This window comes from Paenibacillus sp. FJAT-26967 (genome assembly GCF_001541095.1).
GTDB lineage: Bacteria > Bacillota > Bacilli > Paenibacillales > NBRC-103111 > Paenibacillus_F.
In genome coordinates this window covers 121,061-145,232 of sequence record NZ_LMXH01000005.1, presented here as the reverse complement: position 1 = coordinate 145,232, position 24,172 = coordinate 121,061, and the positions used below count along the sequence as shown (strand labels likewise).

The 24,172-nt window shown below is 52.5% G+C and carries 16 protein-coding genes; all 16 read right to left on the bottom strand.

Going from position 1 to position 24,172, the window contains the following annotated elements; all coding sequences use genetic code 11:
- Positions 1-36 precede the first annotated feature (36 nt).
- On the bottom strand, positions 37-1,464 hold the full coding sequence (locus AR333_RS18545) for a hypothetical protein (RefSeq protein ID WP_068776860.1): 1,428 nt from the start codon (positions 1,462-1,464) through the stop codon (positions 37-39).
- On the bottom strand, positions 1,451-5,266 hold the full coding sequence (locus AR333_RS18540) for a hypothetical protein (protein ID WP_068776859.1): 3,816 nt from the start codon (positions 5,264-5,266) through the stop codon (positions 1,451-1,453). The genes AR333_RS18545 and AR333_RS18540 overlap by 14 nt, the downstream gene beginning before the upstream one ends.
- Complete coding sequence (locus AR333_RS18535) at positions 5,266-7,653, bottom strand: hypothetical protein (RefSeq protein ID WP_068776858.1); 2,388 nt, start codon at positions 7,651-7,653, stop codon at positions 5,266-5,268. The genes AR333_RS18540 and AR333_RS18535 overlap by 1 nt, the downstream gene beginning before the upstream one ends.
- The gene (locus AR333_RS18530) at positions 7,646-12,220 is read right to left on the bottom strand and encodes a DUF6603 domain-containing protein (protein WP_068776857.1); all 4,575 of its coding nucleotides are present in this window, start codon (positions 12,218-12,220) and stop codon (positions 7,646-7,648) included. Before AR333_RS18530 ends, AR333_RS18535 begins: the two co-directional genes overlap by 8 nt.
- Positions 12,217-13,683 carry a hypothetical protein gene (locus AR333_RS18525; protein ID WP_253735905.1) on the bottom strand — a complete coding sequence of 489 codons (1,467 nt, stop codon included), beginning with the start codon at positions 13,681-13,683 and terminating at the stop codon, positions 12,217-12,219. The genes AR333_RS18530 and AR333_RS18525 overlap by 4 nt, the downstream gene beginning before the upstream one ends.
- Positions 13,684-14,022: 339 nt before the next feature.
- Positions 14,023-15,339, bottom strand: coding sequence for an ABC transporter permease (locus tag AR333_RS18520; RefSeq protein ID WP_068776856.1), 1,317 nt, complete (start codon positions 15,337-15,339; stop codon positions 14,023-14,025).
- Positions 15,332-16,234 (bottom strand): ABC transporter ATP-binding protein, encoded by a 903-nt coding sequence (locus AR333_RS18515; protein WP_068776855.1) that lies wholly within the window; start codon positions 16,232-16,234, stop codon positions 15,332-15,334. The genes AR333_RS18520 and AR333_RS18515 overlap by 8 nt, the downstream gene beginning before the upstream one ends.
- A gap of 56 nt (positions 16,235-16,290) precedes the next feature.
- Positions 16,291-17,262, bottom strand: coding sequence for an ABC transporter ATP-binding protein (locus AR333_RS18510; RefSeq protein WP_253735904.1), 972 nt, complete (start codon positions 17,260-17,262; stop codon positions 16,291-16,293).
- Entirely contained in the window at positions 17,255-17,749 is a 495-nt protein-coding gene (locus AR333_RS18505) for a GntR family transcriptional regulator (protein ID WP_084783810.1), read from the bottom strand. Before AR333_RS18505 ends, AR333_RS18510 begins: the two co-directional genes overlap by 8 nt.
- A 73-nt stretch (positions 17,750-17,822) precedes the next feature.
- A complete protein-coding gene (locus AR333_RS18500) occupies positions 17,823-18,569 on the bottom strand; it encodes a hypothetical protein (protein WP_068776854.1) in 747 nt (248 codons plus the stop codon).
- A gap of 193 nt (positions 18,570-18,762) precedes the next feature.
- Positions 18,763-19,218 (bottom strand): DUF420 domain-containing protein, encoded by a 456-nt coding sequence (locus AR333_RS18495; protein WP_068776853.1) that lies wholly within the window; start codon positions 19,216-19,218, stop codon positions 18,763-18,765.
- A 53-nt stretch (positions 19,219-19,271) separates the two neighbouring features.
- Positions 19,272-20,099, bottom strand: a complete 828-nt coding sequence (locus AR333_RS18490; protein ID WP_068776852.1) for a cytochrome c oxidase assembly protein — start codon at positions 20,097-20,099, stop codon at positions 19,272-19,274.
- Between the two features lie 134 nt (positions 20,100-20,233).
- Positions 20,234-20,545, bottom strand: a complete 312-nt coding sequence (locus AR333_RS18485) for a cytochrome C oxidase subunit IV family protein (protein ID WP_068776851.1) — start codon at positions 20,543-20,545, stop codon at positions 20,234-20,236.
- 1 nt (position 20,546) lies between these two features.
- Entirely contained in the window at positions 20,547-21,167 is a 621-nt protein-coding gene (locus AR333_RS18480; protein WP_068776850.1) for a cytochrome (ubi)quinol oxidase subunit III, read from the bottom strand.
- Positions 21,164-22,993, bottom strand: coding sequence for a cytochrome c oxidase subunit I (gene ctaD / locus AR333_RS18475; RefSeq protein ID WP_068776989.1), 1,830 nt, complete (start codon positions 22,991-22,993; stop codon positions 21,164-21,166). The genes AR333_RS18480 and ctaD overlap by 4 nt, the downstream gene beginning before the upstream one ends.
- A 92-nt stretch (positions 22,994-23,085) precedes the next feature.
- Positions 23,086-24,084: a cytochrome c oxidase subunit II gene (gene coxB, locus AR333_RS18470; RefSeq protein ID WP_068776849.1), complete on the bottom strand. Its 999-nt coding sequence runs from the start codon at positions 24,082-24,084 to the stop codon at positions 23,086-23,088.
- Positions 24,085-24,172 lie beyond the last annotated feature (88 nt).

The window sequence follows — 24,172 nt, the reverse complement described above, 5'->3', positions numbered from 1 at the left end:
TGGTCAAGCCCCTATTGAATAGACATTGAAAAAAATCTAACCTTCATTGTTTCCGAGCGGAATCCAAAACAGCGAAACGGTCGGGTTTTTGTCATTTCCGCTGTACTGATTAACTAAGATTTGCCATCTATATCCTTGCGGCACAGGCATCGTAACGCTGTTCGGACTATACCAATTGACCGTTGTCCATGAGGAGTTGTATGCGGTCGCCAAGCCTCCCGTTGCTGATAATTCATACAAAGTCTGCCCATTCAAAAAGGTGAGCAAAGTAACGGTGCAAGTCGAAATCGTCGAGGAAATATCCCCTCCCGGAGGGTTGATGGTCGCTATGGCATAACCGTCCGTATGAGCGATATAGGTAACGCCATTGTCACTCAACAGCGGCATAGGAACGCCGAATATATTGCTGCCGCCCCTCAAGCCGAGCAGGCCTGAAACGATGACGGACTGAAATGCCGCCGTATTGGTCGCCGATAGTGTTCCGTTTATAGACATTTCACCGTTGCATTGTATCCCCCCCTCTACGTTCAAGGGGCCGTTCACGTCTATTTGGCCTTCCAAGCTGGCTCCCCCGCTGGCGGTAAATTTGCCTTGAGCGAGCATTTCTCCTGTCGATTCCACTAATGCACCCGATACTGTACCGGCTGCCGTAACGGAATGAGGGGTTGAATCTTCATTCGAAATGACAACGGTGACGCTATCGTAAATATACTGCGTTTCGGCTCGAAGATCGGTTTGGCTGGCAGCCAAAATGAAGGTCGTCGTCTTCGCGAGGCCCGAAGACAGCTTGAAGGAATTATCCGTACCGGTATACAGCGGACCGGAGCCGGCGGCTTCAAAAATTTGGAATTCGGTTCCGTTGCTTTCCCAGCTTAGCTGGATCGGCTGACCGTTCGTAAAAACGCCCGCTGGAGAGGCTCCTCCGTCTGCTGCGCTTGCCGTGAAGTTGCGCGCAAACAACAGAGCCGCGCCAACCGAAACCCCGAATGTCATCGACCGCAAAATGTAGGGCTGGCTCGAATCATTTGTCGACATCTCGGTCAGGCCAAGACTTCCGATCCATCCCGGCTGCTGAGTCATTTGCTGTATTCCTACGGTCAGATTGACCGGACTGGCAACCAAATAGAACTCCGGCGATTTGCACATAAATTTAACTTGCACATAGCTGAGACGGGGATTAAGCCCGACCTGATTGCCCGGAACCTCTTTCCCCACATGAGTCTGCCAATTGCTGCTGTCGGCGGAAGCGACGAATTGATCCGTCCGGCTGACAATGCCGGATGGAATATAAATATCTATTTCTTTGCAATAAACGCTCGCTGCGGCGGGAGATACCGTCACCGTAATCGTGCCGTAAGAATTGTAGGTCGGCGTGCTCGCCGACAGCGGCGCCGGGTCGGTCATAATCGTATAGGTCAGCAATACCGGAGCGTCTGTGACTACCCCATATTCATTTTCGTTCATGCTTTTCTTCCTCCTTTTTCAATTGAACTACCATCTGTCCTTCTCTCAAGGAGCGATCGCTGCCGTCTATAACCGCTCTCCCATCCGTATCGGTAACTGCAAGCCTCTGTATCGTTACCTCGTCCGCCGCCGCAAGCTCCATCCAGGTCCACGAACTCCCCCGTTCTACCGGAACCGGAATCTTGACGGCGCTGGCGGGCATTGACGGAGCTGATATGGGCTGAGGATTGGGCCCCACCGCCGTCAGCATCGGCCCTACCGGTAATCGGACAGACAGCCGGTCTAAAGCCGTATCGAAGAAACGCCTGTCCAATTTGACCGGCTGGGCGGGAAGAATGCCGGTAAAAGCGTGGACGGCCGACATCGGATCGACGAGCATAAGCAGGTCTGCGCTTGTCTTGCCGTCGAAACGAAGCGGGATATACTGCCCTTGCCCGATTGCAATCAAATACCCGTCCGCCTCGGCGGGCGGCTGCACGCAATAGAACGAATCAAACGATCCGTTCAAAAAGTAACCGACGAGTCCATCTTCGCGAAGGGCCGAATCGCCCAGCCTCACCTCGAACGGCTGGACGATGAAATCCGGTACCGGCGGATAGAACGTAGCCGCCCAGCTAGTATCGCCAAGAGGTTGATCCGCCAAAGAAAGCTGCATGCCTGCGCGGACAAGGGCAAGCGGCTTGCCGGACAAGATGCCCAAACTTTTGTCCAAGCCGACCGAGGCGGGATCGACCGTCCAGAGCGTATTGTCGATCGCTTCCAGAAAATCTTCAAAGGCGGCTGCGCTCTGCGTAAGCAGCCCCTGCAGCATCGCGGCCAGCTGCGGAGAAGCCTCCGTCAGTTCGGCAAGCGACTGATAGCCGCCATCCGGAGCAAATGCCAAACTCAGAATCGGCGCACCGTGCGCACCAATTTTTTGGCTGACTGCGCCGATCGCATCCCCATTCGCGCCATAAATAGCTACCGATCCGTCCAAATGGTTCGCAATCAGCCAGCCGGCAACCGGATTTGCGCCAGAATCCAGATCGGTCGGCTGGTCTGGATTGTTCGCATCGACCATGCGGAAATCAAGACGCGACGGCTGAAGCAGCCGAGGCGGCAATTGGAGAAAACGCTGCGGATTGGCCTGAACGACCGGAGTGTCTGGCTTCAGACCTTCTGCCGCAACAGGCGCGAACAGCGACGAGCTCGTCAGGCCGGAATCGCCCACGACTTCTAGCACCTGACCGAAAGCGTCGTACAACGCTAAATAAGAAAAACAGAACTGTCCTTGCCGGACGGCCTGAAACGGTGTCGTGCCGCCTGTATCCAGAATAAGCGGCAGACTGTCGAATTGATTTCCGGTCAGCTCGGCGAGCGTGTGTGTCGTGCCGTCGTCGAACGTAAAGGCGACATCGGCAGCCGGCGCTTGATTCGTCCGCGAATCGCGCAGCGACAGCTGATCCCCGAAGCCGCTAAGGCGCTGGGAGATGAAATCCCACTGGTCCGCTTCCCCGATCAAGTCGGCAAGCTGCCCTAGCGCCGCGTCGGCGGGATCGCCGCCCGCGGCGGCCGCTTGCATTAGCCGATTCCTGAACAAGAACGCCGTTTGAGGCGTAAGCAGACAATCCCCGCCTATCGCCTGGGGAGTCAGCGACTGGCTTCCTCCTGTATAAGAGTAATCCGTCCCTTGAAAGGTCCAGTTGCTGCCGACGGAAGGAAGCGGATACCACTCCGCGACCCATTTCAGCATGAACGGATTCCATGGCTGCGACCATGGTTCCGGCAGCAGCGCTGGAAGCCCCCCTTCAAAATCGGATGGGTTGTGCTCGGCCAGCCTTTCTCTTGTAAACGCCGGATAGGTGACGGAAATGGATGCCGCATTGTCGGGATCGCACAAAAGCCACTCGGTAAACAAGGCCCCTGCTGCTGCCGACACCGCCGCGGCAAAATCAGCCGAACTATAGGCGCCTTGCAGCATCTCCGCCAAATTTTCAGCCGAAGCCGGAAAAGCTGGCAGTCCGGCAATTGACGAGGCCGGAATAACGGTCCCGCCATTCTGAAGCCCGGCAATCGTTTGTGCGGTCATTCGGCACGGGAGTTGGCTGCCGGCCTGCGGAATCTCCGCCGTATTGCCGGCTCCCGAAATCAGAACGACGGGATCTTGCGCTTGCCAAAATCTCGGCTCTGCCGCAGCTTTAAGTCCGCGGTTTTGCGCCAGCAGGCCCTGCGCTCTCAATTGCTGCTCAAAAACGGCGATACCGGCCTGAAACGCGTCTTCAGGCGTAGTGGCAGCATCCGCATATACCGGCTGAGGCACCTTTGGAGCAAGTGTGCCGCTAAGAAGATTCGCCAAATCCAGCACTTTTTTCGGCACGCTGTATATATTGGCCGGCCCGGGCGGCTGATCCGGATTGTACGAAGGATCGTTTTCCGCTGCGAGCGCCATCGCAAATTGGGCCTGAGTAACGCCGGAAGGCTGCGCAAAGCCGGGATAAGTAGCAAAACGCCCCTCCTTCCACCATGTTGCGTACAGCTCCCACTGTGCATCATGCAATTGAAGACGAGCCGCGTCAAAGGCCGCTTGATCCGCATTCAGCCCGTTCAGCCAGCTCTCGTCGTTCACGCCTTCGCCCGCTGCGGAATCCGCCGCGGCAATATCAACGATTGTCCAACGGTAACCTCCGGCTTTTGAGCCGAACCACTCCTGCCGAATCCGGTAATCAAGTCCGGCCCAATCGCCGCTGTCGGCCATGTGCAGCAAGTTATACTGGAACGCTTCGAGCAGTGCTGCTGCATTGGGCTGCTCCGCTAATATTTGTACCGCCTCCGCGTTGCCCCCTGCGGACAGCGACTGAAGCTGCTGCCCGATCATAGCCGCAAAAGCGTCGATGGACGTATTTCCCACCGCAACGCTGATCGACCCGCCTGCGGCCGTAAAGCGGTCTTTTACCGTCTGCATCGTACCTTGAGGCTGCCAATCCACCCCGTATACCATGCCATGGCAGACCGTTCCCGCCGGAAGCGGATCGCCCTCGGCTCTATCAAGCGACCAGCCATAGCCGGATAACAGCGCCGACAGAAGCTGCTCCGCCTCATCCCCCGTTTGCCCATTCAAACAAGAAGCGACCGGGTCCGAGACTGAATTGGAATACCATCCGGCTACCAAGTAGCTGAGCGTACTGTCAGGCTCCGTGACGTCTGCAAGCGCATCGTAAAATGAAAAAACTTCGCGGCAATGGCTTTGATAAGCGTTAAACAGATGGTTGCCCGGAGCGACGGCTGTCACGAACAATTGCTCAATTCCCTGCTCCTTCCAGTCCGCCAACTGAAAGGACCTTCCAAGCATGCCCGTTATAAAAGGTCCCGCACCGCTCAAAGCGCTGCCTGCCTGCTGACGCAGCGGATCGGTGCTACCCTCCCATGCGGACACAATGTCGGGATCGAACAGCCAGACACTGGAATCGGCCGTTCCGGGGGCGTCGCTTTCCACCACGAAAGCGGATGCCGTTCTTGCGGCCAGCGGGCCGCTTAGCCGTACGATAAGCCAGCGGTTCGGAGTTAGCGGATACTGCACCTGTTGCGAATCGGGCTGCTGGCACCCGTGCGTCCAAGCATCCGGCAGCTTCCAATGCAAATAAACACCCGTGTTGGAGCTTCCGAATCCACCCGTCACGTCGGTTGGTCCCGGCTCCGCGCTGTCAAATTGAGCAATATTGCCGTATGTCTCCTCCCATCGGCGGAACGGCTGATTTTGCAGCACATATGCGTTCGCCGACAAAGCGCTTACTTCCATTGGCACAAGCACAATCGGATCGGCCATTAATCGTTCCCTCCTTGGTTACGGCCTGTTTCCCGCTGCTGCTTGCCGTTTTCCGGCAAAGCGAAAGCCGAGCTATCAGGCACAAATATTTGCCGCTCCGGCGCCTTAACCAGCTGCAGCGCCAGATCGGACGAGCTTATAGCAAGCGCCCCTTCCGCCAGCTTCTGAGATATCAGCCCGGCGACGGACTGGACAAGTCCATTCGGATCGTCCGGATTCAAATTCAAATACTCCCCGTTCCGCAAATAATCCCCGGACAACGGCAAATGGATGCCAAGTTCGCTGCCGAACGGATATTGCGCGTCAGTAGTTGAAAGGCTGCGCAAATCAAGGGTGCCGGCATCATCTATACCGAAGCGTAAGCCTTCCTGAGGCTCACTGAACACCAGACTGGACGGCACCCCCCAGAACAACGCGAACATTATGCCGGAAGAAAGCCGGCAGAGACGAAGAAGCTTTAACGGATTGCCCTGGGCATCGAATGCGCGCACCGACATTCCGGGCCAGCCCGACACTAGGGCGGATCGGAGTAAAAAGCCCGCTACACGCGTCTCCCCGTCTGGACCGGGATCGGCTCCGTCCCCCTGAAGCCCGTTCCCGTAGCTTTCCAGATTGCTCTTAACAGCCGCTACGATTGCTTCTTTGTCAAGCTGATAAGCGAGCGTATCTAGACGGGATTGCATCGCAACGGACATCATCCCGTCAAGCATCGCATCCATCCAATTCATATCCATATAAAAGAAGCGAATGGATTCCGGCGGCAGCATCGATTCTATAGGAACCAAATGACCGAACGGTACATTCTCCAGCAGCATTTTGCGTGCAATCCAAGCCGCTGCCGCTTGCAGCGGCTCCGATGCGCCGTCACGCACCATTTGACGAATATCCTCCTGCTGCATGAACCGGCGCAATGAAGCTGTCCGGTCCGAAGACGGAGCTTCCGCCCGCTTGCGGACAGCGCCGGATGCCGCCAGAACGGGCGCTTGCGCAGATTCCGCAGATTCCGCGGATTCCGCAGAATGCTTCCTTCCTATCAGCCGTCCAAGATCTTTTGCAAGCGTGTCCAGCCACGAATGCTTGACAGCTCCGGGATGCGCAAGCTTTTGCAAATCGCCTGCTTCCGTTAGCCCGTGAGCCTCCGCATGCGCATACAGCTTTTGCGTAAGTCCCGTACTCTGCTGCCGGTACTGGAGCAGCGTGCGTCCGAAGCTTTCGTCGGCAAGCGCCATAAATCGGCCGATCTCCCAAGCGGAAGCAAGCGAGCAATCGAACAGGCCGTTGCCTGCATCATAGATCAAAGCGGCGTCCGACGACAGAAACGGTGTACTTTTGGCAAGCGTTGCCGGCACCGCCGGAGCGAGTGGCCCCCGATACCATGCAAAAGTATCCTCGCCGGTACGGGTATGGTACGGCAGCGCCACGTAGCCGTTCATCAGCCGGTTTGCCGCTTCGGTATGGGCGGCATCGCCGGCCGTCACTTGACCGGCTTGCGGATGGCGCAGCCAGAGCAGATCCGGATTGTACTCTCCGCCGGACATGCCGCCTTGCGCAATTCCCGCCGCAAGCCCTCCAAAGTTTTCGCCGGCTGACGACAGGCAGCGGAACGACCAGGAAGTCATCGATAACAGCGCCACGGTTGGCTGTGCAATAGAGGCATCCGCCGCCATCATGCTTTCCATCCCCTCGAACGACACGAGATGAACGGTATAATTCCCGCCGTCCTGATCGGACGCTACGAGTCGGTTCGCAACGACGACGCCATACCAGCCGTCATCCCCCGCTGAAGCCTTATCCCCGGCGTTGATCTCCCTCACATGCGCCAAATAGGGAAGCTCGGCAGCGTAAGGCGTCATCGCCTGAAATTGCTCTTTGCTCATCTGGATATACCGGCAAGAAAGACTGTCCGGAACAGCCGGATCTTTTACAAGACCAGGAGGTATCAGAATATCTCCGCTTCCCTGCAAGGCCATAAAATCGCCTGCGGTCGTCCGGATGGCGCAAGTCGCGGCATCCGTCGCGTCAGGATCCCCCGGAAGCAATTCCCCCTCTTTGAAAACTAACAAGCCGAGCCACGGCGTTCCGGCCGCGCTCATGCTCCTCTCCCACGGAAGAATAGGCTCGTTCAGCACAATATGCGGCAATTCGCCACCGAAATCACCCGATGCGGTTGCGGGCGGCACGACGCTGTGGATTTCCGATGCGTCAATCGCAAATTGCGGACCAGACACCGTAAACGACTGCACAGCCGTTAACTGCTGCTGCTCCGCCGCCGTCAATCCCAGCCCTTCGATTTGGTGGCTTACCGTTACCGTATATGTGCCGGCTTCCAGCCCCGGTATCTTATTGTCGTAGAATCGAATATCTCCAATCGGCAAACTGTCAGCCATCTCGCCTGCTCCTTCCTGCGGCGGCAACCTGCAGCGGGGAATCGCAGTACAAGCTGTCCGCCTGCGAAGCGAGCCCTGCGAGCGAACCGTTGCTGCCCGTATAAATCTGCAATCCGCTTAACACTTCATAAATGCTGTTCCTATTTTGCATCGCAGTTCCCATAACGGCTGCTATTGAATCCGGCGTATCCTCGGCGAATACCGGAACATAGAGCGGCTCCGCCTGGGCAGACAAAGCAAGCGGCATTTCACCCTGCGGCGATAAATCCTCAAAAGCGAGCAGTTCGCCGGATAGCGCCGAGCGGGAAGCTCCGAGCTCCGTCTGCGGAGGAGAAACCGCTAATCCGGAAGGCACATTCGCCACCGTATCGGCGCTGGGCACCTGCGGGTTAAGCACAAACTGTCCGGCCGCATCTTTAAGCGGCTCTCCCCATAGCGCCGACGGCAAGTTCGAGCCGTATGGCGCAAGCGTCCAGCCTGACAAGTCGATCTCGCTGCCGCCCTGTTTAATGACAATTTGATGCAAAGCCGACACGTTCGTCGTATTCATCGGCCGGACCTGAACGGAATATCCGTTCGGATAGGCAGGGTCCGGGATAGCCGCAAGGCTCGAACCGGCCGCATAATGGCTTGCCGGAAACGCAGTTTGCGTTGTAAAGCTAAATGTTCCGGCCCGTACGAGCCAGCCAAGGTCCGAATCGTCCAGCTTCGAGCCGCTTCCATTCGTTCCGGCAGCCGGGCTCTGTGCCAGCCCTCCCGCCGCTTTTATGGTCACAACGCTGTCGAGCGCCGGAAGAAGCGGCTTGAACTGCTCCCAAGCAAGCGGGTCGTTCTGAGCGGCACTCGCATCCGCTCCGAAATCGATCGTAAATGAGATAATCCACCAGTGAACGCGGGCTTTCCCCCCGGTCGGCGGCCCCCACAGCTCCAGCGACGCTCCAAGCTCTGCACTGATCGTTTTGCTTGTAAACAACAGATTGATCCGGTAAGACGCTCCTATGCTTACGCTAATATCCGCTTGAAAGCTGAATGGATTGAATGTAATCAGCAAATCGGCATTGGCGGTGAACCATGCCTTGAGATTGCCGTCATGATACAGCGCTTTGAGCGCTCCCCCCGTCATAATCGACCCCGGCGTTATGGCAAAATAAGCATCACCCTCGATTTGAAACTGATCGCTGAGCGCCCAATTGATACCAAGCCGCGGGACTAACGGGTAATAGGATGGCGGCTGAAACGCCGGATGATAGCCTCCTAATGTCGCTACAAATTGCCCGGCGTTCGGTCCGTCATACCATAAGTAAAAGGCAAAGCCCCCTGTTAAATGACAGCTCGGATCCAGCACGAACGAATCCGGGGTCAGCAAGGCAGTAAGACCGAAAAATCCGCTCGATGGCTTCCATATCGCTTGCAGCTCAAGCTCCGCCTGAGCGTACACCGTATCGCCGGATTTTGGAAGACGCAACATTGATGTTCCGAGCAGCGCAAATTCCAGATCACTACCGAATTTCCCCAGCAAAAGCGCTTGGCTCTGAATAAGCCCAAAGGATTGAAAAGAGATGCCGGCGGCGAGCCAGGAATCGCCACTACTTGGAACGATCCAAGCTTGCCGCTTGCCCGGCGCGTAATCCGCCGTTCCGTCAAGCTCAGCCAACAGCCCAAGGAGCGGCGGCGGCGGCGTCCCTCCCCCTGCCAGAGCCATCAAAGGAAAATCCGCCACCTGCTCCGGCGCAGGCATCGCCATGGAGCTGTTATATCCAAAACCGGCAGACAAGCCTGTTATAAACAGCGCCGGCGGTCCGCCAAGCGAGGCGCTGGCCGTGGCAAATACAAACATGGAAGGCTGCCCGTCCGTCAGCTCAGCATAGGAGCCGATCCCCTCTATAGAGAAACGTTCCGTTTCTATTACGACGCCGCCTTCATAGGAAAAAGCGGTGCCGTCCGGCGCAGGCGATACCTCGGAAAAAGCACCGCCGATCTCCAGCGGTCCTTCCTTCAAATCAAATCCGAGCCCGAGTAGCGAGAATTGCGGCTCGAACGCCGATAACGGAGAACCAAAGCCCATTCCGCTTAGCGTAATGGTCAGCCCGAACGCCGACAGCGAACCGTCAAGCAAAAACCAGAGCAGGCCATTCTGATAGCTGACTCCGATCCGGTTCAAAGCAACCGGACCGAACGAGCGCTGGATGCTTAACCATTGCGCGGATGCCGATGCCGTTGAATCGGATACACTGCCCACTGCGCCATAACTTCTCTTCGCAGGCGTGCGGGTGGCGGAGGTTGATCCCATAGCCAGCATGAACGTCTGTGTTTGCCCGCCCCATTGCAGTTCGGTTCCGACGGTCATACCGGAGCCAAAGCCGGCGGACGGCAGCGGAAAAACTCCTTGCGGAAGCAGTGCGTTCACCGCTCCGGCTTCTGCGGCCGCGAACGGCTGGGACGCATATAGAAACTGCAGATCGTTCACCTTGAATGCATCCGTTCCGCTCATATCGCTGCCGATAAGCGGCAAATCGCTCAAGCTGAAGGAAGCAGACAAATCAAGGCCCAGGGCATATTTTGATCCGCTAGCATCTTTGTAGTAGATAAACTTCACGTCCTTCAGTTCCACTTCCAAATCTTGCGGAACGACAGAAGCCGCTTCAGGCGAAAGGGCGTAGACAAGCTCATAAATAGAAATGGATGAAGGCGAATCGCCGCTGGCGCTGAAGGTAGCGGCGAAAATGTCCGACTGCATATTGCCCGTATCAAAGATCAAAGCGAACGTTAGCGAGCCGATCGTTATCGTTCCGCCGAATGTCGAATGATAGCCGTTCCCGGTCGCATCCGGCTCCATGTCGATCGTGACGGCGACAGATACCGGAGCGGTATCGATTGTAAAGGTTCCCTCGCAGCTGAACGAGAAACTGCCCTGCGCAGCTCCGGCCGTCTTCGCGTAAGTAAACGCAACATTTTGCAGCTCGAGACTGGATACCGGATTCGGGAATGTAAGTCCATACCGATTTCCGAAATCTTCTATGAGCGTTCCGATAGGGATTGGCGTATCCGTCCCCGTCTCCCCTTGAATTTCCCAGCCGTTCCCGGCAGTCAGCGACAGGACCGCGTCTACCCCGGCGATCGTCATCGATCCCGTCATACTGAATGTAGCAGCCGGCTCTGCCTGGCTGCTGTAGTCCAGTTCAAATATCAGGTCGCTCAGAACGAAAGCCTGCTGCCCGCTGCCGGTCGGTATTTCTTCCAAAGAAGCGCCCACATAAAATGTGCCGTCCGTTGATCCTCCCATATGGAACTCGGTCAGCATGACGCTCGGAGCTCCCGGGGGCAGTCCGAACTTCTCCGCGATCGCGGTCAAATTCAGCTGTTCCCCCTGTGCCAGATCGACGCTGACCGACAGAACCTGCGACATGATCGTTGGTACCAGATCGGCGGCAACATCCAGCTCTACGCCTCCGATATCCAGTACTCCTGTCATGCGGTATGCTGCCGACGGGCTGCCGAAAGGATCGTTGACTGTGACCGACACCGCAATATTTTCGACTTCAATATAGTCCGCGATAATAGCAAGAGAAGTATCTGTAAAAGCCGATATCGTCACTTTCGCGTATTCCAGCTTTTTTGACCCGAGACCGACTCCTAAATACAAACTGCTTATGCAAATGCTGTTCATAGCATTTTTGAACGGGTCCGGCAAATAGGAAGTAATGCTTGTCCCGCCAAAATAATCGGCAAGCTCCGCTTGTCCGGGAAGCGCCAGTTGTCCGGTCAGTCCGATTTCTACCGTCCCCCCCGATTCGGATGGCAGCACGGCGCTTAGCGTCTGCTGCTGCCCTCCCCAGCTTAACTGGGCGGAGAAACTCAAACCGGGCGTTGCGTCCTGATCGGCGGGATCGAACGATAGCGAGGCGGCAAGCGGTATTTGCAAATTGTTGAAAATACCCGGGAAGCCGTTCGTGGAGGTGGATATTTCTAAACCTATATCCAGACTAGTGCCAAGCCCCGCCGCCGCTACAATGGCGCCAAAGCCGACGGGAGCCGGACCGACTATCCACGAAGCTGGAGCGAACAGCCCCTGCGTCTCATCGAACACCGCAAAGAAGGACACGCCCGCAGACAAGCTGCGATTAAGGCTTGGTTCCACAACCGTGCCCGAAGCAAGCAGCAGACGGGGCAATCGGGACGCATCGTCCGTTTTGACCGCAAGCTCCTCCCAAAATGTTCCTTGCAAGCCCGGAAAGGAATTGGCCAAATTCCAATTCGACGAAGTGAAAGCGGATACAACAAAAACCGGGCTTGTATCCGCGTTATAAATGGCACATTGAATAGACGAAAACTGCCCGGCTGGAAACAGGATCAGCGGTGTCGTCCCCGTAAGCTTCAAGCCGGACGCTGCAAAGGTAATCGTCCCCGCCTGTTCGGACGGAGACTGTGCGACACCGCCGAACTGCCACGCTCCGCTTCCGGACGATTGCGCCAAAGGAGCCGTCCATGCGCCCAGCGCCGTCATATTCAAATTCAATTGCTGCGTTCCGGCGTCGTACATGCCGAGCAGAGTATCGAGCAAGCTCATTCGAAATTGACTCCTTCCGCCGTCATGTCGTTGTCCGGGTCCGCTGCGTACTTCAGCTCCATGCAGATCGGCATATGGTCACTGATGGCGTAATAATAAGCATATTGCGCCTCCCGCAATGTGGTGGGCCTTACGTTCAGCTTCGGAATCTGCTGCAAATTAAGGCTTGACGATTTGCCGGCATGACGGTTGTACCAATTGTTGTAGATAGCCGCCGTCAGCGAACTCAAATCCCGCTGATACGTGCTTGGCGTCGTAGAACGGGTATCATTGACCGGATTGCCGTCCGTATCTATCACCCCGGTCCATACTTCCTTAGGAGTGGTCAGATCTGCCAAATTGCACACATAAGGATCGGAAGGGTCCGTCTGGGTGGAACGGACAAAAAATTTATCATACGGACTGGACAATATGGACTGCATCACCGTGCTGTCGGCGATCGCATCCGGGGCCACCAGCGTCGAGGTCATACTGGTCAGATTGTCCTGCAGCCGGAAACTATAGTTTTGTACCGTCGTCAGCGCCGGTTGAGTTGTCGAATTGGAAGCGAAATCAGGTCCGGTCAAACGCTGGAAAGGCGCGGCAAAAATGTACTGTCCGCTGTCGTCCAGAACGTAACGAAGCCTTCCCAGGTCCCAATTATAGTATTGCAGCGCCCAAGTTTTTTTCGCCCATGCCTCGGTGACGTTGAAATCGCCCATTACGACGCCTACATCCGCCTGGATAACCGGGTCGATTAAACTAATCTGATTGCTGGCCGTGATCGGCGACGTATCGCTCGGGCCCGGCGCATGCAAAAGAACAAATGTAATGACCGTGTTTGTATCCGCCGTCGTTACTCGCAAGATGAACGGCGGTCGCGACCTCGGATAGGGAAAGGTCTCCGGAGCATAAGCCGTGAGAATGGCCGACAAATCTTGCTTTTGTTGAGCGGTCAAATTAAGCGTCGGATTTTTTTTTGTGCAGTCCAAATTTTGCGGATCGGCTACCAGCTTGCTATAAGCGCTATAAGGCACCATAAATGAGTCGTTCATCCATCCGTTTTTAGCCAGGCTTTGGGTCACCTGGAACTTCTCGTCTTCATCGGTAATATTGTTGGTTGCGAAAAACGTATCGAACGCGTTCTCGCCTAGCACGTTCCACAGCTTCCACTCCACGGAACTGAACAAGCCCGACTTCCACACAAATACATACTGCTCGTTCGGCGCGCTGGGCGTCATCTCGCTCGCTTGCCCGCTCCACACGACGCCGGTCGCCTTTTGCTGCTCCTGCTGGTTCAATTCATTGACAATGGCGGTGCACACTTCATTGCCGATCCAGCCGACGATTTCCATTATGCCTGCGACATCGATCTCCATAAGCCGGATGACCCGCGCGACATATTTGATAAAAAAATCATCATTCATTTTATCCGCATTAAACTTCTCAATGTTCCATGATAACAGCTTCAATGAATGCGACACGCCCGGTCTCCCCGCTCTCCGTAAGGCTGGCCCAAATAATTCCAAAGACCGCAACTTGATCATATAAAATTTATCGGGACTTGAATACCATTTTTTAACGAAAATAATTGAAATTTGTATGAATATGGCGATAGTTGTCGCTTTATTCCATTATCTTTGATTTATTAATAAGTCTTGAACCGAACGAACTTTTGAGCTGGGCGAAAAGCAAAAAAAGAGACTGCAAAAAAAAGCAGTCTCGGACTATCGAGAAAATCCTTCTCATCAGATACCATTCATCCACACGCGAAATTTTAACCGATAGGTAAGATAAATCACATACTTATTTAACCTATACCTCTATCCTTCAAAAGCCTTCATCGCTTTACGCAGCTCTTTCCACGAAGGGCGCTTGCCGTACATGAGCACGCCCGTGCGATAGATTTTGGCAGCGAGCCAGCCTAGAGCAAAGATCGAGCCGAGCATGATCACGATAGAGAGAATGATCTCCCAGCCCGCCGGCGTTCCCAAACCGATCCGCAGGAACATAATCAGCGGGGAGAAGAACGGAATGAACGACATGACGACTACAAACGGAGCATCCGGGTTCTGTAAGCCGAACATCGCGGACATGAACGCGACAATAATGAGAATCGTAACCGGCATAACCGCCTGCTGCACTTCCTCACTGCGGCTCACAAGCGAGCCGATTGCAGCGAAGATCGTTGCATAGATGAAGAATCCACCCAGGTAGAACAGCAGGAAGTAAGCGAGAAGATCCAATGGAAGCAGGGACAGGTCTATATTCATGTCTTTGATGACATCTACGTTCCAAGGGAACATCAGATTTACAGCTACGACCACCCCAATCAGAACAAGTTGAAGCAGTCCGAGCATGCAGATCCCGATAATTTTACCGAACATTTGCTTCAGCGGTGAACCGCTGGAGATTAGAATCTCCATCACACGAGAACTTTTCTCCGCCGTGATTTCCGTAGAGACCATGCTGCCATACCCGATTACACTCATGTACAGCAGGAACAAGAGAGCGTAGACGAGAACAAAGGCAATGCCCATTTCTTCTTTGCTCTTAACCGGATTCTCGTTGACCGAGATAGACTCGGAGGTCAGCTTGACAGGCTCCTGGATCTTCGCCAGCACAGCCGAATCGATGCCCGACTGAATGACAGCCGCATTCATTTTGATCGTCTGCAGCGCGGTCTGGAGGGCCCCAGCGGTGGAATCTCCGCCGGAGCTAAGAGAAAAACCGGCATCTTCTGTCTTATACACCAGAGCAGGGAACTCTCCTTGCGCAGCCTCTGCCGCCACAAGGACTCCTTTCACTTCCTCTGACTTCAGCTTTTCACGGATCAGAGCATTCTCAGCCTCTACACTGTCCGCACGGTTCATCGGCACGATTTCGATCTTGGCAGTCAGACCGCCCTCTTGCGCTTTGGCGAAGTATTGCGATAACTGTTCACTAAGCTCCGGCTTTGCTGCCATCACCCCGATCTTAACTGCCTTATCCCCGTCGCCTTGAGAAAAAGATTCGATAATAGCGGGTAAATTCACGACTAGAGAGATCATGAGCACAAAAATGAGCGTCGATATTTTAAACGACTTCGTCTTCAACCGGTTAAATAAGGTGAACCGGATTACGGTCATCATGTTATTCATGCGAATGTCCCACCTTTGCAATAAAGATTTCATTCAACGTCGGTTCCATAATCTGAAAACGCAAAATATCTGTAGCGGATGCCGCCTGCTTCACAATTTGCTGAGCCGCTTCGGCTTCGCTAATGCGGATTTCATAGCCGTTTAAATGCCTCTGGACCGACAGCACCCCTGGGATCTGATCAAGCGCCAGAACAGGATCTTTCGTTTCAAGAATAACCCTTTCTTTTGGAAAAGACTGCTTGATCTCACGCAAATTGCCCTGCAGAACGGTGTTTGACTTATGCAGAATGCAAATGTTCTCGCACAATTCTTCCACATGATCCATACGGTGACTGGAGAATAAAATGGCTTTGCCTTTATCCCTCAGCTCCTTGACCGTGCTCTTCAGCAGTTCCACATTTACAGGATCAAGCCCGCTGAAGGTTTCGTCCATAATAATGACCTCCGGATCATGCAGCACAGAAGCAATGAACTGTATTTTCTGCTGATTCCCCTTGGACAGTTCTTCTACGCGTTTATCGTAATACTCCGGCACCTCGAACTTCTCAAGCCACAGTTTAAGCGCCTTATCCGCTTCTTTGCGCTTAATCCCGCGCAGCTCAGCCAGATAGACAAGCTGCTCCGACACTTTGTATTTGGCATATAAGCCGCGCTCTTCAGGCAGGTAGCCCATGATCCTGCGGAGCTCTTCGCTGTATCCCTTCCCGTTCCAGCGGATGCTGCCTTCATCGGGATAAATCAATCCGAGCGACATCCGCATAGTCGTTGTTTTGCCGGCTCCATTGCCCCCCAGCAGGCCGTAAATCTCTCCCGCCTTCACTCCCAGAGAAATCCGGTTAACTGCCGTTTTGTCCCCGTATTGTTTAGACACCTGTTCCAACTCTAATGGTTTCATCCTCTGCTTTCCCCTTTCGATTTCCTGGAATAGATAGGCTAACTGGCTGCAGTGCCTTATTCTTCAGATGTTTCCCTATCTTGTCTTCCCAGTATTTCTAGAATATCTTCCAGTTCCATACCCGTGACGCGAACCGGAACGATTCCCTGTACAGAGAGGGCCGCTTCGGTTTCCATGGAAGCCTTCGAAATGATCTGGACCAGACCCCCGTCTCTTCCCGGCTCAATCGCCACCACCCCAGGCAGCTGCCCTGCTGCTTGAGGCGCCTCGCGCACCCACATTTTTTTCCAGTCATCCAGCAGCCGGTCCTTTTCGAACACTCCAACGAATCTTCCCCGGTTGATATACAGAATATAGTCCGCCAGGCGTCTGACCTCTTCCATTACGTGAGTAGAGAAGAATATACTTCTTTCTCCGCCGTCCATATAGCGCACGAGCTGTTCAATCATCCGCTTGGATGCAAACGGATCCAGTCCGGATGTAGCCTCATCCAGGAGAAGAACCTGCGGCTCATAAGATATGGCGATGATGCAGCTTAATTTACGCTTCATCCCTTTGGACAGCGTACTCAGCTTCATCCTTTCATGAAGCTCGAAGTCAATCATCAGCTGCCGATAGAGAGTTTCATTCCAGGATGGATACCACCGGGACACAAAATGGTGCAGCTGCCTGATCGTCGTACAGCCAAGCTCATCCCAGCTTGATTCTTCGGGTACATAGCCCATCCGGCGCTTGACGTCCGCTTCATCTTCATCGCTGCCATATACCTTTCCGAGCATCCGAAGCTCACCTTGATCGGGTTTGGAGAGATTCATCAGCATACGGAATATCGAGCTCTTGCCGGAACCATTCGGGCCTACCAAGGCAACCACTGTCCCCGGCTCGATCTCGAAATCGAGCGGACCGAGTGTCAACTCGCCCAGCCTCTTCACAATTCCGCTCATACGCAGTGCAGACCGGTCACCTGCGCTGCTGCCTGCCGCCTGGTTACTGCTCAACTGATTTCGCATCACCGCATGTTCACTCACTGTGAATCTCCTCCCCTAGGCCCTCTATTGCCCGTATCTGCTTTGACCATACACGGCCCTCTAGAGGACCGGTTATACCAGCACTAACACCTGCTGCTTCCTCATCCCTTAATTCCACCAGCGCTTCTTCAAATAGCACTCTCAATTCTTCGACCGAACATCCTACCCGCAAGCCGCTCCGCAGCGCTTCTTTCATCGCTTCCACCACCGCTTCCTTCCGGTATTGTTCTCTTGTTACCGTTCCCACCTTGGCAACGAATGTTCCTGTTCCCTGCCTCGTTCTTAGAATGCCTTCCGTCTCCAGGTCCTGGTATACACGGCGGATCGTAATCACACTGCACGACAAATCTTTGGCAAACTCTCTTATCGATGGCAGCAGTGTCCCCTCCGGGAGGTGACCGCTTAGAATAAGTGCTTTTAGCTGCACTTGAATTTGATGATACATAGGCTCTGGACTATCCGGCGAAATTTTAATCGGAATATGCACAATCGTTCACCTGCTTTCAAACGTTTAAATCCACAGCCGTTTCCTTCAACCTATTGAATCTTGCGGCCAATTATTAGGACGAGTAGAAATCTCTGTTTGCCATCTTCTTCTCAAGCTGTTTCCAGGACAAGTACAACGTAAAAGCACCAGTCAGGAATGAAAGTACAGGCAGCAGTGCTCCGTCTTCTTTCACCCTATTAATAACGATAGACCATACCAAGAATCCTCCAGTTACCGAGAGAGCGATTGATATCAGAGGCGCTAATCCGTTCAAGACAAATCCCATCTTAAAAAATGATCTTCCCCGCATCGACATTTCACCATATAAATAAAATGCTCCGGCGAACAACACTGTACTATACCAAGTCACGAGCATCCCGGTCCAAGTTCCCCAACTGACCGATTCTATCAAGCCGAAAGCCATACAAACTTTTATTCCTGCAAAAAGCAAAACGATATACGTAGCGCCATACAATAGATAGCTCACATAGCGGCTGAGGATGATCTCCCTGTTTGTCACCGGCAGCATCTTTAAAAGCACAACACGTTTTGTATAGGAATCCTTCTTCCAATAATTCATATAACGCGAGTCAAAAGAATAACCAAAAACTTGAATAACCGTGAGCAGAAAAAAATTAAACACCGTTATCAGAAATAAATGAGAATCTCCTGAAACGAGCATGCCACTACCCGTTCCCCCAAAAATAGTTATAACGAACAAGGCATTCATCGCATATAAAAAATTCCATAGATAGCCCATACGAACCATTTTTAATTCCTGTTTAGCCAGCCACCAGATATTCTCCCATGTGCTGTTCATCGAGACACCTCATTCAAAGTATTTAAAATCCCTGGACATAATGTGATCGGTGTGCTTACTGTGCTTACTGTGTATGTTTATATTAACAGTATATACACAGCAACGCAATAAAAATTTCCATCTTATCGCACAAAAAAAAGCAGCCCTTATTTTCCGAAGAAAATAAAAGCCGCTTTTTTGTAATCGTACCTCTTTAAAGACCAAAAATGGCATCAATGAGCGGTTTGGTCTCGCCGCCCGGATAAAGCACATAAAGCAGAATGTACACCATCACACCCGTCGGGGCTACACATAGCCAAATGGTCGCGGTAATAGGACCCAGCTTGCGGTGACGAATCCAGTTCTTCTTATACGCAAGGATCAGGGTTACAATACCGAACACAGCACCCACCGTAGCGAGTGTAATGTGGAAGAACAAGAAGAGGTGATAAGCCAGCTTCAAATTCTCCGGTCCGTCAAAGGCTGTATTCCCTTGAAAAATAGTGCGCGACATATAGATCGTAAAAAATGTCAGTGCCGAGATCGCACCTGCAATCATTAGTTTCGTATGGGTCTCACGATTCCCTTTGCGAATATGATACCAACCGAAACCGACAAAAATGGCGCTAATCACAATAAACATCGTACTGATTGTAGGTAATACATGCATGTTTGAGATCCCATCCATTTCCTTTATTGGGCGGAGGGGCTCTTGCAGGCTTATTACGCCGTTGTCAGGCCGCTTTTCTCGCTGGGCTCATCCGACAACTCTTCTTCCTGCTCCCTCTCCGTTCGATACCATTTGAAGAAAACCATGGCAAGCACAGTGCCGTACACGATTTCCTGAATAATCTTCATGAGGACGCCTCCGAGCTGCTGATCTTCCAGTAACGGTAAAGCACTGAAAGGCACAACGGCATTCCGGTACATCTCATACAACGACACATCTGCAAAAATAATAAGCGCACAAGCCGGAGTCAATAAGATGCCATTACCGAAAATGTAAGCCATCTTCACTAATCCGGAGTAGTTCGCATATTCCTTAAGCGGACCGAACACCGGGAACCACATAGCAAACGCCGTTAGCAGAAGCAGCGTATGATAACCTGTCAGCATCCACTCATTCTTCATCAGCGCATCCATAATTAACGGAAGGTGATATATAGAGAATAACAGATTAAACGCCAAGATCGCAATCAAAGGTTGTGTGACAAATTTCAAGATCCCTTTAGCAATCTTATTCTTAAAAATAGGGCGTATCAACCAATCCGGAATGCCGTTCAAGATAAAGACCGGCATAATCAGATACAAAATCGATTGCTGCACCATGTGTACACTGAACAAGTAATGGTGACCGATATAGCTCAAGGGGCTTCCTTGCCCGATATAGAACAAAGCGAGTCCTGTGTAAAAGGACAATCTCATCTTTGTACGAAGTGGCTCTCTACCCTCAGCTTCCGCTTTAGACGGAGAAGTCAGATTATGATAAACCAGGCCGACAACGACAACGAACAGCAGGACAACCGGGTTCCACAGATCAAAAAAACCCATCGCTGTGTCATCTCCTTTTTAAATTTAATAGTCGTGCAATGCTTTAGCCAGCAACAATTCAACTTCCCGTTCTTGTTATAAAAAGAGACGGCTTGTTGCATCAAAGCCAACGAAGCCGCCTCTATTCTACTAACTTACCACCACATCCAGAATACTGCCGCAGCGACTGCTGTCAATGCGACTATTCCGCCGAAAATAATACCGACAATCGGAAACAAATGTCCTTTTTCTTTCATGTGCATCCAGTAAGACAACTGAAGCGCTACCTGGATGAGAGCCATGAAGAGCAAGAAGCCGTACAAGAACGTTTTGTCGAGACCTCCGTACATGACCAGCAAGAAAGCAATCATAGTCAGCAGGATGGACGCAATGTACGAAAAATAATGATTCGCAGGACTTTGGTGTTTGTGACGTTTACTTGGTGAAGTCGTTTCGTGTGTGCTCATCTTAAGGACCCACCTTCCCCATCAGATAAACGACCGTAAAGATAAATACCCATACGACGTCGATAAAGTGCCAGTACAAGCTCGCAACATAGAACTTAGGCGCCGTTACAACTGTCAGACCTTTACGTGTGCCCTGGATAATCAGAAGAGTGATCCAGAGAATACCGAATGCTACGTGGCCCCCGTGGAAGCCGACAAGCGTATAGAAGGAAGTGGAGAATGCATTGGTCGTAAAGCCGTGACCTTCATGCACGTATTCATAGAATTCATAAATCTCGAGACCCAAGAATCCAAGTCCCAAAGCAACTGTAACGCCTAGCCATATCAGCATCTTCTTAAGATCATGACGATGCATAGCCATCATAGCGAATACACTCGTTAAGCTGCTTGTCAACAAGATCATGGTTGCCCAGGCTACTGTCGACAGTTTAAATAATTCCTGTGGAGTCGGGCCATCCGGAATTTGGTTCCGAAGGGCAATATAAGCGGCAAACAAGGTGCCGAACAATACCATTTCCCCGCCAAGGAAAAGCCAGAATCCGAGGACTTTATTCTTGCCTTCGAGGGTCGCCTTCTCAGGCTCAAGGGGCAGAGTGTCCGCTTCGTGCGTATGCGCGCTCATCGTTTAACCCCCTTGTCTTCGTTAAGCTCCTCCGGTTCAATGTGCCAGCCATGATCGTCATAGATGGAACGAAGAGCCATGCAAATCAGTGTAATACCGATACCGATAATGGATACCACATACGTGTGATACATGAAACCGAATGCGGCGATAAACAATCCGATGGACATAACCAGCGGCAGAATAGAAGGTGACGGCATATGAATCGAACCAACCGGTTCTGCCGGCGTCATCTCTTTGTTGCCAGCCATTTTTTCTTTCCATAGTGCATCCAGACCGCGAACAAGCGGAGTCTGCTTGAAGTTATACTCAGGAGCCGGGGACGGAATTGTCCACTCGAGCGTACGGCCATCCCAAGGATCGTTAGGAGCGTCGATCGGCTTTCTGTTCGTCACAATGATGTTAATGATGAAGGCAATAGTACCGACACCCATCAGAATGGCGCCAACCGTACTGACAAGGTTACCTGCGGTCAGACCCGGATCATAAGTAAATACGCGGCGAGGCATACCCATCAGACCAAGGAAATGTTGAGGGAAGAATGTCAGGTGGAAACCGATGAAGAAGGTCCAGAAATGTATTTTACCCAGTGTTTCGTTCAGCATACGGCCGAACATCTTAGGCCACCAGTAGTAAGAACCGGCGAACAAGCCAAGAATCAGACCGCCTACGATTACGTAGTGGAAGTGAGCGACAACGAAATACGTATCGTGGTACTGGAAGTCAGCAGCCGGAACGGAAAGCATTACGCCTGTAACCCCGCCCATTACGAACGTAGGAATAAACGATGTTGCAAAAAGGTTCGATGTGTTAAAGCGGATTTGTCCGCCCCACAGGGTGAAAATCCAGTTGAAAATTTTGATACCTGTCGGTACTGCAATGGCCATCGTTGCAATCGAGAAAATCGAGTTGGCAACAGGCCCCAGCCCGGCAGTGAACATATGGTGGACCCAAACCATGAAGCCCAGGAATCCGATCAGAGCCGTTGCAAATACCATGGAACTGTAACCGAACAGACGCTTGCTTGAGAACGTACTGACGATTTCAGAGATAATACCGAATGCCGGAAGAATCAGAATGTATACTTCGGGGTGCCCGAAGATCCAGAATAAATGCTCCCATAGAATCGTGCTGCCGCCGCGAACCGGATCAAAGAAAGCACCGTCAAATATGCGGTCGAACATTAACGCGACCAAGCCCACCGTAATGGCCGGGAAAGCGAACAAAATCAGTGCGGACGTGATTAGGGATGCCCATGTAAACATCGGCATACGCATGTAAGTCATGCCCGGCGCACGCATGTTAATGATCGTTACCAGGAAGTTGATACCCCCGATTAGAGTACCGAGACCGGCAATCTGCAATCCGAGCACATAGAAGTCGACGCCTGTTACATTACCCCCAACCGTGACAGCTAACGCTGAATCGGTTGTAATGGTCGAGAGTGGCGTATACGCTGTCCAGCCCGCGTTCGCACCGCCTCCCAGAAACCAGGAAAGGTTAAGGAGTACGCCTCCCAAGAAGAATAGCCAGAACCCGAGTGAGTTCAAGAACGGGAAGGCAACGTCGCGAGCCCCGATTTGTAAAGGGATAAGCGCGTTCATAAATCCGAAAATCATCGGCATCGCCGCGAGGAAGATCATCGTCGTTCCGTGCATCGTAGTCAGCTGATTGAACGTATCTCCGATGAAAATCTTCAAATCTGGATTCATCAGCTGAATCCGGATCAAAATTGCTTCTAGACCACCGATCAAGAAGAAGAGTCCGCCGGCGAGATAATACAGAATGCCGATCTTCTTATGATCCACGGTGGTAAGCCAATCCATCAAACCCGTGTAGCGTTTGACTTGATGGTGCGCATGCGCATTTGCGTGAGCGTGTGCTTGTGCCAACGTATTAACCTCCTTTTTGCTAAGTCTTACTTCAAGCTGTTCATATACTTAATAATTTCATCAATCTGCTTGTCTTCCAAAGGAACGATAGGCATCAAAGTTCCCGGCTTTTCAGCCTGCGGGTCCTTGATCCAGTCTTTAAGTTTCTGATCGTTATGCTCCAGAACGCCTGCCAGCATTTCACGATCCGCGTATCCGTTCAGGTTAGGTCCGAAGCCAAGTCCTTGAGCATCAACAGCGTGGCACTGCAGGCACTTCTGTTTGAACAGTTCTTCGCCCTGCTTGGCATCAGCTGCAATAACGGCCGGAGTCTTCATATTCTGGGTCCAAGCGTCAAAATCGGCTTGTTCAAGCGATTTTACCTTGAAGTCCATCAAAGTATGAGACGAACCGCACAGCTCGGCGCACTTGCCCTTAAATACATCCACTTCATCTGCTTGTAAGTAGTAGATGTTCGTCATACCGGCATTCGTGTCGAGCTTACCGCCCAGTGACGGAACCCAGAAGGAGTGAGTAACGTCTGCTGAAGTCAGCTCCAGCGCGATTGTCTTGCCTTTTGGAATGACTAAATCCTGCGCAGTCGAAATGCCCAGTTCCGGATATTCAAACTGCCACCAGAATTGGTGAGCGGTTACTTTTACATGGATAGCATCTTTGTCCTGCACATGGTTCGTGGAGTGTTTAAACGTATAATACACCGTTGGAACAGCTAGCACGATAAGCAGCAGGATTGGAATGACCGTCCATACAATCTCCAGCACATGGTTTCCTTCTACTTGTTTGGGAACACCTTCTTGCCCCTTCCGTTTACGGAAACGGATGATTACGAACAAATACAGCGCAAATACCACTACTACAACCAATAGCATAATGGCGAGCGAGATTTTCATTAAGAATAACTGCTCTTCTGCCACCGGGCCTCTTGGCCGCAAAGCGGAAAGCGTCGGGTCTCCACAACCCGCAAGTAGGAACGTCATCACCGCAAATAGGGGGACCAGACGCCAATTCTTTTTCCATCGACTCATTGCTTATCAACCCCACTTTTGTAAACCAATATTTTTACCACGAACGACAGGCCTATGTCAATCAACCTTATCACTTAATTAACTATAA

Bases quoted from the DNA above. Each gene is read 5' to 3' on its own strand.
- AR333_RS18545 (WP_068776860.1), bottom strand. From the start codon at position 1,464: ATGAACGAAAATGAATATGGGGTAGTCACAGACGCTCCGGTATTGCTG.
- AR333_RS18540 (WP_068776859.1), bottom strand. From the start codon at position 5,266: ATGGCCGATCCGATTGTGCTTGTGCCAATGGAAGTAAGCGCTTTGTCG.
- AR333_RS18535 (WP_068776858.1), bottom strand. From the start codon at position 7,653: ATGGCTGACAGTTTGCCGATTGGAGATATTCGATTCTACGACAATAAG.
- AR333_RS18530 (WP_068776857.1), bottom strand. From the start codon at position 12,220: ATGAGCTTGCTCGATACTCTGCTCGGCATGTACGACGCCGGAACGCAG.
- AR333_RS18520 (WP_068776856.1), bottom strand. From the start codon at position 15,339: ATGAATAACATGATGACCGTAATCCGGTTCACCTTATTTAACCGGTTG.
- AR333_RS18515 (WP_068776855.1), bottom strand. From the start codon at position 16,234: ATGAAACCATTAGAGTTGGAACAGGTGTCTAAACAATACGGGGACAAA.
- AR333_RS18500 (WP_068776854.1), bottom strand. From the start codon at position 18,569: ATGAACAGCACATGGGAGAATATCTGGTGGCTGGCTAAACAGGAATTA.
- AR333_RS18495 (WP_068776853.1), bottom strand. From the start codon at position 19,218: ATGCATGTATTACCTACAATCAGTACGATGTTTATTGTGATTAGCGCC.
- AR333_RS18490 (WP_068776852.1), bottom strand. From the start codon at position 20,099: ATGGGTTTTTTTGATCTGTGGAACCCGGTTGTCCTGCTGTTCGTTGTC.
- AR333_RS18485 (WP_068776851.1), bottom strand. From the start codon at position 20,545: ATGAGCACACACGAAACGACTTCACCAAGTAAACGTCACAAACACCAA.
- AR333_RS18480 (WP_068776850.1), bottom strand. From the start codon at position 21,167: ATGAGCGCGCATACGCACGAAGCGGACACTCTGCCCCTTGAGCCTGAG.
- ctaD (WP_068776989.1), bottom strand. From the start codon at position 22,993: ATGGATTGGCTTACCACCGTGGATCATAAGAAGATCGGCATTCTGTAT.
- coxB (WP_068776849.1), bottom strand. From the start codon at position 24,084: ATGAGTCGATGGAAAAAGAATTGGCGTCTGGTCCCCCTATTTGCGGTG.